Here is a 14,882-nt window from a genome sequence, read left to right as displayed (position 1 = left end):
AACTATATAGTTCAACTATATATTTTGATTTTATACAGTTATACTGTATATGTCAAATTAAGTTATAAAAAACAACCTAGATCCAACATGGGATCTAGGTTGCTTTTTACATAAACGTAATCGTCACTAAAGAATATCCTTCTTTCGCATTATATGGCTCAGCTTTATAAGAAACACGGCTTGCTCCTTGCGGATAACCGATTTCTCCAATTACTTTTTTTACATCTTGCAATGCACCATCCATTGATTGTTTATAAAGAATTTCAATCTTTGGTGACTTTTCGTTATAACGTTGCTGCATTTTATTTTTGAATTCATTATAGTTATTTGCGATGTATTCATTTCCTAAATAGTTTAGCTTTGTATCTTTTAATATTTGCTGATATGCAGGAGTTTTCGTACTACCTGCCGCAATTTTATTTGTTAATGTACTATAATAATTTGTTGTAGCTTGCGGATAGTCCCCGCGGTTCCACTCATGATTTCTTGCGATTTGCTCATCTGATAAGTTGAAATAAGAATATGTTACGCGGCCTTGTTCATCTGGCACAGGATCATCGAATGTTGTATCAAGGTGATACCATTTGTTTTCGATTTTCACTAAGTTCCAAGCATGAGGCTGTCCGTCTCCAGTTCCTACTACAAAATGATTCTCAATTCCAGCTTCTTTTAATAATTGATAGGTTAATAGTGCGTAACCTTGGCAAACCGCAGAACGATTTACAAGTGCTTCATATGCTGTGTAAGCTTTATAAGACGTATCATAAGAAACGTGTTTTACGACATAATCATGAATCGCTTTCACTTTTTCGTGATCATCCATTCCAGCTTGCGTAATTGAAGAAACGATTGCCTTTGCTTGCTTCATTACATATTCCGTTTGTTCCTTCGTTTCACGGTATGTAATCTTTAACGTAAACGTATAATTACCAGGTGATCCAGAAAGTCCATATGAAACATTCGATCTATTATTATTTGTATACTCATTTTTACTTGCCACTTCTTTATAGGCGTTAAAAAGTGTATTCATCACTTCTTTTGTATTACTATTTGTCGTTTTATACGGAAGTGTAATATTCGTTTCGTACGTATTAATACGCTTCTGCACTTCATCTTTGAATGCTGCTAATAATGCCGCATCTCCTGTATCTTGCACCGCAACCGCAGGCTTTTTATATTGCAAAGCATTATATAAAAACTGTGCATACTGTTCACGCGTTACCGTTTTAGCAGGTTCAAATTTCCCGTCGCCTGTCCCAGATGCAATCCCGTTTGACTGCACCGCACTAATCGCGCCTTCTGCCCAAAAACCATTCGGAACATCATTAAATGTATGCTTTTGCTTAGCTGAAACTTGAAAAGCATTTTTAATAATTTGCGCCATTTCTGCACGGCTAACAGAATCTTTCGGTCTAAACCCTCCGTTTCCATCCCCGTTAAAAATTCCTAATTTCGTTAATGTTAAAACCTCTTCTGGAAACAATGTAGATCCTGCGCGAATATCTCGATATGGATTGTTTAAAGTAGATCCATCTTTTAATACATAACGAGCACCTTCGTTACTGAACGTACCACCTTGCTTATTCGGTAACAGCGCACGATAAATTAAAGCTGCAACTTGCTCTCTCGTCGCAACATCACCGAAACCAAACTTCCCATTTCCATAACCGGAAATAATATTTTTACTCGATAAATCTTTAATCGCCGGATACGACCAATGCGACGTAGGCACATCAGAAAAAATACTTGCCTCAGCTGCTCTCACATCACTACCATTTGTATATAGTAAAGCACCGCCTATAAGTGATAATGATGTAATTGATTTTAGTAGTTTTGTGTACATAATTCCTTCTCCCAATATCGTTTCTATTTATATTATTTTTTGTCGAAAAATCTAAAAGAATATGACAAAACATATTATACAATTAAAACTTTTTGAAGGATACACTAAGTTTTGAAATATGCAAAAACTCATATTAATATATTTTTCCGTATTAATTTTATGTTGTTTTACTTGCGAATATATAAGTAGTAACTCGTTATAACTCCCTCATGGTAATCTCTAATTTAGTATTGAAATTCTCTAAATCTCGATGTATTATATTTTTGTATTTTCTCAGTTTCCTAATCCGAGAAAACATCATCACTTCTAAAAGGACCCAAACTCCAGCGGGTCCTTTCTTATATTCCTTATTTTTATAAACTTATTTATCGTTTTATCTAGTACGATAATAAGAGACTCTCGCGTTTGCTTCCTTTCCATATCATCACTTATTTCATTATACAAGCTATAGCCTTTTCTAATTTCTGGAGAGCAATGTATTTCCTTACTAATCCTAAACCAATAGTATGATTTTTTAAATCGTCTATAATAGCTGTTTGTTCTTGGTTTCCCCTTGGAGATGAGCAGTTAGTTTTTGCTAACTGCTCCTTTATTTATAACAATGATCAAATTCTTTAAAATAATTCTTCTTTATTTCTCAATATAAGAAACCTTGGATTTTCATTAACACTCCTGTAGTATATAAACAAAGAGTAAGGTAAGAGTTACTCTTTGCCATTTTAGAAAAGGTTCTGTTGGAGACAGCAGAATCTTTTTTCATATAGAGATAGTTTTACTAAATTTTTCACTACTAACCACAAAAATATCCTATAATCTTTATATAACAAATAAACATATTAGGAGCGGATCAAATGCCAGTTACACTAGAACTTATTCTTTTCATTCTTATAGCAATTAGTGCTATTGGCTATTTAATAAAAGAATTTCAAAAAACTAGGAAAAGAACACTTGGAATTTCACTAGAATTCTTGGTTCTTGTCTGGTCAATATGGAGAATATCGACTATCGTAATCTAATTTATAAAATATGAATTCCTTCGAATAAAACTCAATATTATGTCCATAATGTTGATAGGCTGTATGCCAAAACTCATTTCGTTTTCTCTGTATCTCCTTGTATTGAGCAGTTAGCACTTGCTAGCTGCTCTTTTATTTGTAACCTTGTTAGACAAGCTTTCATATAATGTAGTCATTCCTTTCTTATAAATTAAGCTCGTCACTTGAATTATAAAAATGGGATTATATCCTATAACATTTTCAGGAATTATCCATATTTTATTTCTGAAAAAGTGCTTTATTTTGCTGAAAGGTGGTTGCGGAAACAACCGCCTTTTTATTTATGAAAAATGAGATTTTTATTAAGCTTCATTACAAAGTATGTTATTACTGGTACAATCTGGTATAATAGATACAGATCAAACACTGAAAGGAAATATGACAATGAAAAGATATTTTAACTTCATTTCACTTTTCTTAACTGTACTTGTAATAATTAATCTTACAAATATACATACGAAGTACCAATTCTTTATAGGTGCATCTATAGCACTATGTTTAACTATTATTTCTACAAATGAAATTATAAAATTCCTTGCTACTAGTAGCTTATTAGTTTACGGATTTGCCGCTTGTACTTTTTTAAGTATTGCTTACTAACTTTCAATTTCACTTTATATTAAAATAACGTTTTCATTTAATTTCATTACAATAATATTGAGGCACATACGACTTTTTTCTTTGTTTATGGGGTTCTTACATAATAGTAAGAACTCTTTTTTATTTCAATCACAATTTGTTCATTTTTTTGATACATTTATGAAACATTCATATGTTATCTTCAGTACGTTCTATTCTTTTTATAATGTCGTGTGAGATATACCAAAACATGAAACCCTAGACCCCCTAAACCTAGGGCGATTTTATTTAATTACTAGTTTTCATCAACCCGAGAGCTTAGTAATTACATCCTCAGGCTCAACTCTCTCCCTTTTGAGAATTGAGCCGTTTATTTATAATATTATCCCCATACTTCCTGCTTATTTGTACAAAATTCTAATTCAGCCTCTCTCAAAAACTTTAATATCACATAAAACTTACGTAAAGATTGCTATAATTCAATCATTCCACCCGATAAACGTTATATAATGAAATCAAGAACATCCAGTTTGTATACAACTGCCTTTCTGTACGACATATAACTCTTTTGCTAAGAGAAATCCTAGCTTTTTTATAGAGAATCAGTTTGAAAACTAAAAATAAAAGAACCTCAATAAATGAGGTTCAAAAAATCCACTATTTTAAATTACCTTCGTAAAAAGCAACTCCATGTTGAACATGTTTTAAATACCATGTAATCGTCCCGCCACAAACATTTTCAGTAAAACTATTAGCATATACTCCATTTGAGTAATACAGAGTTCTTTTGAATTTACCATTAGAATACTCATAAGGAATTGAGCATGTTGCTTGCTTCGGAGAACTCACAGCTTTTTGCGTATCAGCTGAAGCCGCTCCAATTCCTCCTGTTAATGCAATACCAGTTGCCAATAGCCCTACTACTAATTTCTTGAACATAATAAATCCCCCTTTAATAGTTTTTATAACTTACAACTTAAATGTATCACTTTTGTAATTTATGTAAATATCTTGAATATGTAGAAATATTTATTTAACTTTTGGTAATATTAGGATTTTATTTTATCAAATAAAAAATAGAGGGATTTAGAGAAGTATGTAACAATGCATAATAAATCAATCAGATATTATGATATACTCACAAGGAACTGATACAAAATTTCTTTAGATTGGAAAACTAAAGTCTTATCTACCTAAAAGGAAGGCGCCTAATGGCGTCTTTTCTTTATTTTCAAAAGGACCTGCTCCATTCATTCTTTAAAACATAAGGTAAAGTGAACCCATTAAAATCCATGGAATGAACCCTAGTTTTACCCTTTTATCTAAAGGAGGCACTATTGTTATGGGATATGGTGGTAGTTGCGGCGAAGGCTGCGGTTTCGCTGGAGGATTTGCTTTATTAGTTGTATTATTTATTCTATTAATCATTATCGGATGTAGTTGTTTCTGCTAAAAAACTATTAGAAAAGGTACCTATATGGGTACCTTCTCTTTATGTGCCTTATTCATGATCTAGTTCCAAACTTTTATCAAAATTGAATTTGGTTTTTCATTTTTCGCATTCATCACACCTCAAATAAGAATCGATTTCAGACATGCGTTTTTAACGAAAAGAATTCGGGACCATTCTTTCCCACAAAGGAAATACCTTTTTGAAAACCTCTACCATCGAAGGATCAAATTGTGTACCAGATCCTTCTATAATACGTCTATAAGCTTCTTCAGGAGATAGAGCCGAACGATATGCTCTTGAAGAAGTCATTGCATCGAATGCATCTGCTATTGCAACAATTCTTGCGCATAATGGTATTTGATTTCCTTTTAGTTTTTGAGGATAGCCCTTTCCATCCCATCTTTCATGATGAGAAAGAATTATATCTTCGCTACCTTTTATTAAAGATATATTTTTAAAAACTTCTAATCCTAATTGTGGGTGTGTCTTAATAAGATTATATTCTTCTTCTGTAAGAGAAGATGCTTTCTTTAAAACCTCATCCGGAATACCTATTTTTCCTATATCATGTAATAAACAAATAAAATGAAATTGTTTTAAAGAATTATCATCATATTCATTTGTTTCTTTAGCAAGAATCGTAGCATAATTGGCTACACGTTCACTATGTCCTTTCGTATATTGATCCTTTAATTCCATTATCCTCATTATCGATAAAGCTGTTTCTTTCATTTGTTTTTCATAGGATGCTTTAATTTTTTGGACTAAAAATTTTAATGAAAGAAATACAAAAAATGACGTAACAAAAATGATTAGAAACAATAATATTAATGATATTGGATAATTAATTTCAAAATAATAAATAGCAATTAAAAATCTACATACCATACAAATAGATACCGTTAGAAGATAATGAATACTTAAAAATAAAGGAGCAGAAATTACTAAGAAGCACTCTAAATATGGGATATGTAAAGAAGAACCTGGATCACGTATAAACATAAGATCATATGCCAAAAGATAAATAATACTAACACCAAGAAAAATATATTTTGTAAACATTTGTTTATTCATTTTTTGTAAACACTTATTACATAAAAAAAATGAAATGAAAATAAATAAAAATACGAGTTCAAATAAAAGCTTCTCTAGTGTAAAATCCTTTCCAAGAATAAAATGTTGATAAATATTATCAAACAAAAGAGTACTACAGGGAATAAATAGAAACATGTTTATCGGTTCTTTCGTTTCAATATTTTTAATCCCTTTCATCATTTTACACACCGCCAAACCTTTTTAATAAAAACATAAGTTCATATAGATATTATTAATAATATCCAAGAATAGATAATAGTGCAAAAAATACCCTTTCTCATAACCTATAAATGGGGTACCGCCATGATAGGAATGTATAAAGAGATGAATAAGATTATAGAAAAAGAAACAACCTCTACTACAATTGAAGTTGTATTTTCTTAGCTTGATAGGCATGGGGTAGCACCAACAAATAATAATTGCAACTATATTAATTTTACATTACATTAAGGTTAAATAATATTATACTAATAAAGCGCTAAATAGTAGGTGGAGAAAATGGAATTTAACGATTTGGGTATTACCATTAAAGAACTTCGAATAAAAAAATATATATCACAATCTGAATTATGTCATGGCATATGTTCACAAAGTCAAATTAGCAAGATCGAAAAAGGTGTGATTTATCCATCTAGTATATTGTTATATCAATTATCTGAAAGACTTGGTGTTGATCCAAATAATATATTTGCACTAACTCAAAACAAAAAATTAAAATACGTACAAAATGTAAAATATGTAATGATTGATTGTACAAAGCAAAAACAATATAAAGAACTTTATGAAATAGTCAAAAAAGAGAAAAACGAAAATAATTTCCAATCAAGAGAGGATAAACAATTTCTACTATTTTATGAAGCAATTGCTATATATCGTGTGAATAACGCAACAAAATTGGCTTTAACTCTTTTAAATAATGCATTAAAACTAACTGTAACGAATGTTGATTGTTTATCAGAAAGAGAAATAGATATTATGCAGTCAATTGCTATATTATATGCGGAAAATAAAGAATATGAAAAATCTATTAATATATTAAAAAAATGTTTAAGAAATTTTGATAATTTGGATTTCCCTAGAGATAAAGAAATTAAATTAAAAATCGTTTTTAATTTAACGAAATGTTTTAATCTAATGGATCAATATCAAGAATCAATAAAATACAGTGACAAGGGCATCAAAATAGCTATTAATCTAAATACTCTCTACCTATTAGGTGAATTATGCTATTTTAAAGCTTCGAATTTATTAAAACTTAAACACCCTAATGAAGAAGCTGTTGTTAATAACATGAAAAAAGCATTATTTATATTTGAATTAACAGAAAAAGAACATTATATACAAATGATTAAAGAAAAACTTATTGAAATACAGAATAAAAAACACTCATAATTTCGTAAAAACTACTTACAAAGCCCACAAGAAAAGTCCCTATAGTTTTTAAACTTAGCACTCTATTATTAAAATTAAAGTGGTTCAAGTCGGAAGGCACTGAACTGTACCCCAAATCATGGACACTAAAAAAAAGCCCCATGATTGGTCTTATCCCTGTCAAGTAGACAGTATTAAAAAGACTAAGCAGCCATCGAGATTCGATATTCTATCGGAGCTCGATGGTTGAGTCGTTTTTGGAAACGTTTATAGTTATAAAAGTAAATATTTTCTTCAATCGTAGCTTCCCTCACCGTTTAAATAACTTTGAACAGCTGATAACTTTATCTCATTTGAGTATGTATTAAATGTTGTACCTTTTTTGGCCATGAAAAATCCCCTCTAAGTAATAGTGTAGCATCCATGTGTATACATGGTCTTTTTCACACTGTCTACCTAAAGGGGATAATATCAATAAAAGGTCTTTTCTTTTATATACTTATTAAGATTTATATTTTTTGACTGTACAAGGAATAGTTACAATGTATAAATCTATAGCATAGATTGTAACCCAAATACCTTTACCTTCAGCCGCTAGCTTTTCATTCAATTGTGATAAATGCTCTGACACTTTTCTTTTACCCCATTTTCTAGGAAACCATTGAAAAACCTTAGGAACATTATGTTTCTTGTTATACCATACATGCAATCTCCAAAAAATAAAGAAAAACAAGACAATCACTACAATACAAAAAATATCAAAATATGAAATCCCTAAAATCATATAATAATTCTCCATTTCCATTAAAGCTCGGATAATTTTTTTCTTAATTCATCCTCTGTCTCAAAACCCTTAAATAATAAATGAACAATGTGATTATGGTTAAAAAACACATTATATTCTTTTGATAAATTACCATGAGAATTTGGACAAGCAACATAATCCCCTAATTTATTATCAGATTGTTATTGCTTTCTTCTATAAATCATAAGAGATTGATTAATTTCTTCTACAAAAACTACAGGAACAATAGGTAATAATTCATTTCCAATCGGTAATTTTGGTATATATATTTTTTCCATACGAAGTTCCTCCTAAATAAAAAGAATTGTTACTTTAAAAATAAAGACGTAATTTTATAAAAAATAAAACCAGTTAATGGCATAACTATACCAAAAACTAAAGATAACATCATTTTCTCTTTAAATGTAGCATCTGCTCCAAACCAAAGGGCTAATAAACTAAGAGGAACAGCAATAACACCAAAAATAATTAAGATTTTCCTAAATACCTGTAATGAAAGCAAAACTCTTCCTCCTTAATAAATACAACAATTTAACCTTTCTCTACGCCAAACTTTATTTCTAATCCAATACCAAGGCCGACACTTAATTCATTTTTTAATCCAAATTTAGCCTCTCCACCAACGACTACTTTCCAATCAGTAAAAGGTAATGGTACTTTAACTTCTCCCTCAGCCTTAGCTAAATCAATTTTTGCACTAAAATCGTAATAACCATCTTTAGCTACAACACTCAGTTCAGCACCTCCAAGTTTACCGTTTAATTTCCCATATTCATGATCTACACCAATATCATTTATTAATTGACTAAATAATATTTTCATAGAAAATATAAATAGAAAATTCGGTGTATTATATTGGTGTGCTGAATAAGTACATTATAGTAGGTTAAAAATTTAGCTTAAGGTGGGATTGTATATGACTGAAGGTAAAAGACTGAAAAAGCCGGTGGTAAGTTTTATATTACTAACCAACATTATTTTTTGGCCACTTTTTCTTCTTGTAGGAATTACAAAATTATTACATTTTCCAACTTGGATTTTTGATGTAATGCTCTGCATATCAGCTTGGTCTTCCACTTTTGCTTTTATGTTTCTATTTAAAAGAATTTATCCTGGACAGAGTTTTATCCAATTCGTAAAAGGTAGATTTAAAAATAAACTTAACTACTCTATAGTTCTTACTGTAAGTATGATTCAAATAATTATATTTTTGACGATGTTGTTTCTCATTTCGACTAACAGTGAAGCAAACTCTATTTTTAATAGAACTACATGGGGCGTATTACTTTATTATGTTGTTAAAACTATTGTATCCGGACCACTAGGAGAAGAATTAGGGTGGCGGGGTTTTGCATTAATGGAGCTCCAGAAAAAATACTCGCCATTAAAATCTTCAATCATTATTGGTTTTTGGTGGGGAATGTGGCATCTACCTATATGGTTTACTACAGGTTTTACAGGCAGTAATTTAATTAAATATATTTTATTTTTTATGATTGCAATTATATCTACTACAATTATCATGACAACATTTTATAATTTAAATCAAAATTTAATTGTTCCAATCATCATCCACTTTTTCTTTAATTTATTTATTGGCATAATAAATGGACAATTAATTGAATTAATTATGTATACTGCAATTTTTTATTTAATAGTTGCAATTTTACTTATAGTTATAAATCCAAAGAAAGTTTTATATGGAAATAAAATCAAAAAAATTATTAATAAAGAACAGGATTCGATTTAGTAATAGTTTTTAGTTTTTACATGCTTGCTCTATACAAAATTAGTAGACATAGCGTCTCATTGCCGATAGTCAACGATGCATAAAACTTTCGTTATAGGGGATAGATTAATGGTGATGTGTCGCAACCTCAACTTAGTAAAATATCATTAAAACTATTAATCCAATAGATTCTTGAAAAAACTAGTTATCTATACACTACTTTTGTTAAATATGGATATTTTTTTAAGAGGTAAAGTTAATATAGATCAACTAAATAACGCAAAGAAAATGTTTTATTTCATAAAAAAAGGCTCCATTGCTGGAGCGCTCAAAAATAAAATAAGTAAATGAATTAAAACAAATAACAGACAATTTAACTATATAGATTAAATATAAATAAATCTATATATATGCAATATTACATATTAAAACCTGTTTATTGATGCTATAATAGGCTTACTCGATGATTGTTATATTTTTTTATGGTTTTTAAGCAATATGATACCTTCTTAACACCAAGTGTACAAGTAAAAGAAGACATCTTAATTGATGTCTTCTTTTCTTATATAATAACAACACAATAAAATTAAGTTGATTCAAGCTGCAAGATGGCACCCTGATATGATAGTAAAGAATACATCATTACGTTGTCAGCAAGCAAAAGTGTATTCTGCATTTCTGAAAACAGTAGATGGCAGATTGTGACCTGCTGAATCTGCTAAGAAAGAATATACAAGAACATCCTTAACATCATCTTTATTTCCACTGATGATAACATCAAGAAAATCTTCTATTTGGAATTCTGGAGTAAACAACACAATCTTAGTTGTTCTGTTCGGTCCTAAAGAAACAAAAGTACGAGAGATTTCAACTAATTCATTTTGAGTTGGGAAAGAAGTGTTTGGACTTCTCTTAACAGTTACCGTTACATTACTAGTATGGCAGCGTGAATCATTGTTTAACATAATGTTGAGAGCAGTTGGAATAATCCCATTTTCAGAAACTGGAACTCGAAACACTCCGGTAGATTTATGAGCCATATCATCACATCCTTTCGAAATAATATATATTTACAATATATTAAATGCAAAAGACGTTCCTTTTGATAGGGACAAATTATGTAATTAATATATTTATAATAACCCTCGGTATTACTAAGCCAACGATGAAAAAAGATTAACAAGTACTGTAAAAAATACGGACTCATATTACTTCTTTTAAAATTCTTATCTCAGTATTTATAAAATACATATCTTTGTGGAGAGAACATCTAATGAAATTATATATATCAACTAAAAAAATCCCCTCCACAGTAAACAACTTACCGTGAAGGGGATTCTATCACACTAACATAATTCCTATTTCAAACTACCCGCAATCTCCGTAAAGATAACTCCAAGCGCATGCGCACCTGCATCAGGATAGCCTAAACTTCTTTCACCAACTGTACCGGCGCGGCCCATGCGAGCTACGATTTCTTTCGTGTACTCTGCTCCTTTAACCGCTGCTTCTGCTCCTTTTTCAAAGGCAGTTTTCATGTCTACTTCGTTTGAAGCGCTAGCTAACCATGAGTCTACACATGGAGCAAGTGCGTCAACAAGCGTTTTATCACCAACTACCGCTCCTCTGCCGAATGATCTTTCACCAATCGATTGTATGCCTTGCAGTGCTGCTTGTAACATTTCAGCGAATTCTTTCACTGTTAGCTCACGCTTCTCGCCTGCTGCTTTACTAGCTGCGCGGAATGCTCCGCCCCAAATTGGGCCAGATGCACCGCCGCAATGTTCCATAATAATCATCGAACAACCGTCAAGGAATGATCCGATTGTTACGTTTTCTTGCTCCACGATAGAATGCCACTCACGTTTTAATTGCTTAAATCCTTTTGCCACACTCATTCCGAAGTCGCCGTCACCTGCATGTGTATCTAACTCACAGAACGGTACTTCATTTTTAATAATAATATCGCTCATTTTATCAACGAGATAGATCATGTTGTTTAATGTGATGACATTATTTTTAATAACTGCGTGCTCTTCCGCCGTTTCTAGTTCAAAGGAAACTTCATTCTCTTCTGCCTCTTCAAGTACATTTACATACTCAACACTTTCAACTGGCCCGTCTACTTTAAACGCTGGTGTATTACATTCTTTCGATAGTAATGTTTTTAGCTCATCATCTAGCTTCATCACTGTTAAAGACATACCTGCCATATCGATACTCGTCATATAGTTACCGACAAATACTCTATTGATTTTAATGTTTCTAGCTGCTAATTCTCTCGTAACTGCGTTGTTAAATAAGTAAAGTTCTTGTAGTGGTGTTCCGCCAAAACCGTTAACTAGAAGTGCGATTTCCTCGCCATCTTTTACTCCTAAATCTTTCATTAAATCATTTGTCATACGGTTCGCTAATTCATCAGCTGACAACATTTTTTCACGTTTAATACCTGGTTCGCCGTGAATACCAACGCCATATTCCATTTCATCTTCCGCAAGTGTGAAAGTAGGTGATCCGCTCGCTGGAACTGTACAAGACGTTAACGCTAAACCGATTGTGCGCACGTTAGCCGCTGCTTTTTCCGCTACAGCTTTCACCGCTCCTAAATCCATACCTGCTTCCGCTGCTGCTCCGGCAATTTTATGAACTAAAATAACGCCCGCAACGCCGCGGCGTCCTACTGTGTACAGGCTATCTTCTACCGCAATATCATCGTCTACTTTTACGTAGTCGACTTCAATTCCATCTTCCGTCGCTAAATGAGCTCCGTTTTTGAAATTCATAATATCGCCGCTATAATTTTTAATAATTAATAACGTACCTTTTTTACTAGCTGTTGCTTTAATTGCTTGATATACCTGAATTTGTGAAGGTGACGCAAACACATCTCCGCACACTGCCGCATCTAACATTCCTTTTCCGACTAATCCTGCATGTGCCGGCTCATGACCACTACCACCGCCACTAATTAACGTTACTTTATTTTCATTCATTTCTTTCTTCTTAATGACTTTATATTTTTTCAAAAGCTCAAGCTCTGGATGAGCCATAACCATTCCGTTACACATTTCCATTACTAATGTTTCTGGTTTGTTTATAATCTTTTTCATTGTGATTCTCCCTCAATTCCTTTAATATATTGTGATATATTTGAAATCTTCTTCTTACTACTCATGTTAAAATGAAAGCGTTTTATAGTAAACGGACAAAATGGACAATCTGTCTAAAGACACCGCTCTCATTTATAGATAGGATTTTTATATTAATAACATTCTAGGGATGATTCAGATGACCTCTTCTATAATTTCTAAAAAGATAATCGCGAATTCATTGAAGTATTTAATGGAAACAGAGTCGTTTCATAAAATATCAGTGAGCGATATTATGTTACACTGTCAAATGCGTAGGCAAACTTTTTATTATCATTTTAAAGATAAATTTGAACTATTAAGCTGGATCTATAGAGAAGAAACGAAAGAGAACATTATCGACTTTCTCGACTATGAAACGTGGGAAAACATTTTTGATTTATTATTTGATTACTTTTACGAAAATCAAAAATTTTATCAAAACGCTTTTAAAGTCATTGAACAAAACTCGTTTAATCACTATTTATTTGAGCATACGAAAAACTTATATATGAAAATTATTGATGAACTATCTGTGAGCTGTGGATTCAGCCTTTCTGATGAGACAAAAAATACGATTGCCTCCTTTTATAGTCACGGCTTCGTTGGAACGATAAAAGATTGGATTGAAAGCAAATGCAAAGTAGATCCTTCCATTATGTCTTCTCTCATGAAAAATATGATAAACAATCAATTACTACTATTACTGGAGCAATCAGCAAAGTAATTAAAGGGTGGCAAAAGCAATGAAAAAGATTATGAATGATGTACAAAATATCGTTCAAGATATGCTGCATGGCTTTTATTTTGAACATAACGACAAAGTAAATTATGACGAAATAAATAACATCATTTATGTAAAAGATATCGAAAAACTGAAGCAAGACGTCGCTATAATAAGCGGCGGTGGTAGTGGACATGAACCAGCTGATATTGGTTATGTAGGAAAAGGAATGCTTACAGCGGCAGTAAACGGCAGTATTTTCACTCCGCCTACAGTAGAACAAATTGTGGCGGCAACTCGCCTCATACCGAAGGAGAAAAGCATTTTATTCATCATTAAAAACTTTAAAGATGATGTTCAGAACTTTTTAGCGGCAAAGCAAATCGCTAAAGAAGAAGGAAGACGAATTGACCACATCATCGTAAATGACGACGTTTCAATTGAAGATGATGCTTCGTTTAATAAAAGAAGACGCGGTGTTGCTGGTACTGTTTTCGTTCAAAAAATACTTGGTGCGGCTGCTCTTGAAGGTCATTCTTTAGAAGAACTAACAACAATTGGCCGTTCTATCACTGAAAACTTACACACATTAGGAGTCGCCCTTTCACCTGCCAACAATCCAGTGAAAGGACAAGCTTCCTTCACATTAAACGAAGATGAAGTCTTTTACGGGGTCGGTATTCACAGCGAAAAAGGTTACCGTAAAGAAGCACTATCCTCTTCTGAAATATTAGCGATTGAACTGATGAACAAACTAAAAAGTATTTACCGTTGGAGAAAAGGCGACAACTTCGCCATCCTCATTAATGGACTCGGCGCCACTCCATTAATGGAACAATACATTTTCGCAAATGACATTCGCCGTTTGTGTGAGCTGGAAGGATTACAGATTACATTCGTAAAGGTCGGTACACTGTTAACTTCTTTAGATATGAAAGGTGTTTCACTCAGTTTGCTTAAGATAGAAGATTGGGATTGGGTGAAGTGGTTAAAGGCGGATACTCGAGTGGGTAGTTGGTAAGTAAAAATTATGATGATAAAAGCCTTTAACTATAACAAGTTAAAGGCTTTTTGCAAATTGAAATATCGCACGAGCGTTC

Annotated in this window: 14 protein-coding genes and 1 pseudogene; 6 read left to right on the top strand and 9 right to left on the bottom strand. The window is 32.0% G+C overall.

What is annotated here, in order from left to right; all coding sequences use genetic code 11:
* Window positions 1-106 precede the first annotated feature (106 nt).
* Entirely contained in the window at window positions 107-1,843 is a 1,737-nt protein-coding gene (locus AC0L0O_RS28645) for an S-layer homology domain-containing protein (protein ID WP_000288209.1), read from the bottom strand.
* Between the two features lie 1,439 nt (window positions 1,844-3,282).
* Here AC0L0O_RS28645 and AC0L0O_RS28640 point away from each other — a divergent pair.
* Window positions 3,283-3,498, top strand: coding sequence for a hypothetical protein (locus tag AC0L0O_RS28640; RefSeq protein ID WP_001988694.1), 216 nt, complete (start codon window positions 3,283-3,285; stop codon window positions 3,496-3,498).
* A gap of 636 nt (window positions 3,499-4,134) precedes the next feature.
* On the opposite strand, the gene AC0L0O_RS28635 is transcribed toward AC0L0O_RS28640, so the two are convergent.
* Complete coding sequence (locus tag AC0L0O_RS28635; protein ID WP_000473838.1) at window positions 4,135-4,416, bottom strand: hypothetical protein; 282 nt, start codon at window positions 4,414-4,416, stop codon at window positions 4,135-4,137.
* Between the two features lie 403 nt (window positions 4,417-4,819).
* On the opposite strand from AC0L0O_RS28635, the gene AC0L0O_RS28630 reads away from it, so the two are divergent.
* On the top strand, window positions 4,820-4,930 hold the full coding sequence (locus AC0L0O_RS28630; protein ID WP_000540371.1) for a YjcZ family sporulation protein: 111 nt from the start codon (window positions 4,820-4,822) through the stop codon (window positions 4,928-4,930).
* Between the two features lie 150 nt (window positions 4,931-5,080).
* Here the strand turns inward: AC0L0O_RS28630 and AC0L0O_RS28625 are convergent, their stop codons facing one another.
* A complete protein-coding gene (locus tag AC0L0O_RS28625) occupies window positions 5,081-6,205 on the bottom strand; it encodes an HD-GYP domain-containing protein (RefSeq protein WP_000975381.1) in 1,125 nt (374 codons plus the stop codon).
* Between the two features lie 318 nt (window positions 6,206-6,523).
* On the opposite strand from AC0L0O_RS28625, the gene AC0L0O_RS28620 reads away from it, so the two are divergent.
* Window positions 6,524-7,417, top strand: coding sequence for a helix-turn-helix domain-containing protein (locus AC0L0O_RS28620; protein ID WP_473786223.1), 894 nt, complete (start codon window positions 6,524-6,526; stop codon window positions 7,415-7,417).
* A gap of 481 nt (window positions 7,418-7,898) precedes the next feature.
* Here the strand turns inward: AC0L0O_RS28620 and AC0L0O_RS28615 are convergent, their stop codons facing one another.
* The 4 genes and pseudogenes from AC0L0O_RS28615 to AC0L0O_RS28600 form a co-directional block, all read right to left on the bottom strand.
* A complete protein-coding gene (locus tag AC0L0O_RS28615) occupies window positions 7,899-8,180 on the bottom strand; it encodes a hypothetical protein (protein ID WP_000600373.1) in 282 nt (93 codons plus the stop codon).
* A 20-nt stretch (window positions 8,181-8,200) separates the two neighbouring features.
* Window positions 8,201-8,479: pseudogene (locus tag AC0L0O_RS28610) on the bottom strand (DUF4176 domain-containing protein).
* Window positions 8,480-8,508: 29 nt separating this feature from the next.
* A complete protein-coding gene (locus tag AC0L0O_RS28605; RefSeq protein WP_000950220.1) occupies window positions 8,509-8,703 on the bottom strand; it encodes a hypothetical protein in 195 nt (64 codons plus the stop codon).
* A gap of 29 nt (window positions 8,704-8,732) precedes the next feature.
* Window positions 8,733-9,023, bottom strand: a complete 291-nt coding sequence (locus tag AC0L0O_RS28600; protein WP_000697262.1) for a hypothetical protein — start codon at window positions 9,021-9,023, stop codon at window positions 8,733-8,735.
* Window positions 9,024-9,117: 94 nt separating this feature from the next.
* Between AC0L0O_RS28600 and AC0L0O_RS28595 the strand changes: the two genes are divergently transcribed.
* Window positions 9,118-9,951: a lysostaphin resistance A-like protein gene (locus AC0L0O_RS28595; protein WP_473786222.1), complete on the top strand. Its 834-nt coding sequence runs from the start codon at window positions 9,118-9,120 to the stop codon at window positions 9,949-9,951.
* 629 nt (window positions 9,952-10,580) lie between these two features.
* Here the strand turns inward: AC0L0O_RS28595 and AC0L0O_RS28590 are convergent.
* Together AC0L0O_RS28590 and dhaK are read right to left on the bottom strand one after the other, a co-directional pair.
* Window positions 10,581-10,970, bottom strand: coding sequence for a hypothetical protein (locus AC0L0O_RS28590; protein WP_264455790.1), 390 nt, complete (start codon window positions 10,968-10,970; stop codon window positions 10,581-10,583).
* Window positions 10,971-11,288: 318 nt separating this feature from the next.
* Complete coding sequence (gene dhaK / locus AC0L0O_RS28585; protein WP_473786221.1) at window positions 11,289-13,040, bottom strand: dihydroxyacetone kinase subunit DhaK; 1,752 nt, start codon at window positions 13,038-13,040, stop codon at window positions 11,289-11,291.
* A gap of 178 nt (window positions 13,041-13,218) precedes the next feature.
* On the opposite strand from dhaK, the gene dhaS reads away from it, so the two are divergent.
* Both dhaS and dhaQ read left to right on the top strand, forming a co-directional pair.
* Entirely contained in the window at window positions 13,219-13,785 is a 567-nt protein-coding gene (dhaS, locus tag AC0L0O_RS28580) for a dihydroxyacetone kinase transcriptional activator DhaS (RefSeq protein ID WP_283729593.1), read from the top strand.
* A 19-nt stretch (window positions 13,786-13,804) separates the two neighbouring features.
* Entirely contained in the window at window positions 13,805-14,803 is a 999-nt protein-coding gene (gene dhaQ, locus AC0L0O_RS28575) for a DhaKLM operon coactivator DhaQ (protein WP_473786220.1), read from the top strand.
* Window positions 14,804-14,882 lie beyond the last annotated feature (79 nt).

Source organism: Bacillus sp. GS3m_15504, from assembly GCF_055825275.1.
The sequence above is the reverse complement of the archived record's forward strand: the minus strand, read 5'-3'. Positions and strand labels throughout refer to the sequence as shown.

What these genes read in the sequence shown, in the direction of transcription:
- AC0L0O_RS28625 (WP_000975381.1), bottom strand. Translation starts at nt 6,205, where the DNA reads ATGATGAAAGGGATTAAAAATATTGAAACGAAAGAACCGATAAACATG.
- dhaK (WP_473786221.1), bottom strand. Translation starts at nt 13,040, where the DNA reads ATGAAAAAGATTATAAACAAACCAGAAACATTAGTAATGGAAATGTGT.
- dhaQ (WP_473786220.1), top strand. Translation starts at nt 13,805, where the DNA reads ATGAAAAAGATTATGAATGATGTACAAAATATCGTTCAAGATATGCTG.
- AC0L0O_RS28620 (WP_473786223.1), top strand. Translation starts at nt 6,524, where the DNA reads ATGGAATTTAACGATTTGGGTATTACCATTAAAGAACTTCGAATAAAA.
- AC0L0O_RS28595 (WP_473786222.1), top strand. Translation starts at nt 9,118, where the DNA reads ATGACTGAAGGTAAAAGACTGAAAAAGCCGGTGGTAAGTTTTATATTA.
- dhaS (WP_283729593.1), top strand. Translation starts at nt 13,219, where the DNA reads ATGACCTCTTCTATAATTTCTAAAAAGATAATCGCGAATTCATTGAAG.
- AC0L0O_RS28640 (WP_001988694.1), top strand. Translation starts at nt 3,283, where the DNA reads ATGAAAAGATATTTTAACTTCATTTCACTTTTCTTAACTGTACTTGTA.
- AC0L0O_RS28600 (WP_000697262.1), bottom strand. Translation starts at nt 9,023, where the DNA reads ATGAAAATATTATTTAGTCAATTAATAAATGATATTGGTGTAGATCAT.
- AC0L0O_RS28635 (WP_000473838.1), bottom strand. Translation starts at nt 4,416, where the DNA reads ATGTTCAAGAAATTAGTAGTAGGGCTATTGGCAACTGGTATTGCATTA.
- AC0L0O_RS28615 (WP_000600373.1), bottom strand. Translation starts at nt 8,180, where the DNA reads ATGATTTTAGGGATTTCATATTTTGATATTTTTTGTATTGTAGTGATT.
- AC0L0O_RS28630 (WP_000540371.1), top strand. Translation starts at nt 4,820, where the DNA reads ATGGGATATGGTGGTAGTTGCGGCGAAGGCTGCGGTTTCGCTGGAGGA.
- AC0L0O_RS28590 (WP_264455790.1), bottom strand. Translation starts at nt 10,970, where the DNA reads ATGGCTCATAAATCTACCGGAGTGTTTCGAGTTCCAGTTTCTGAAAAT.
- AC0L0O_RS28645 (WP_000288209.1), bottom strand. Translation starts at nt 1,843, where the DNA reads ATGTACACAAAACTACTAAAATCAATTACATCATTATCACTTATAGGC.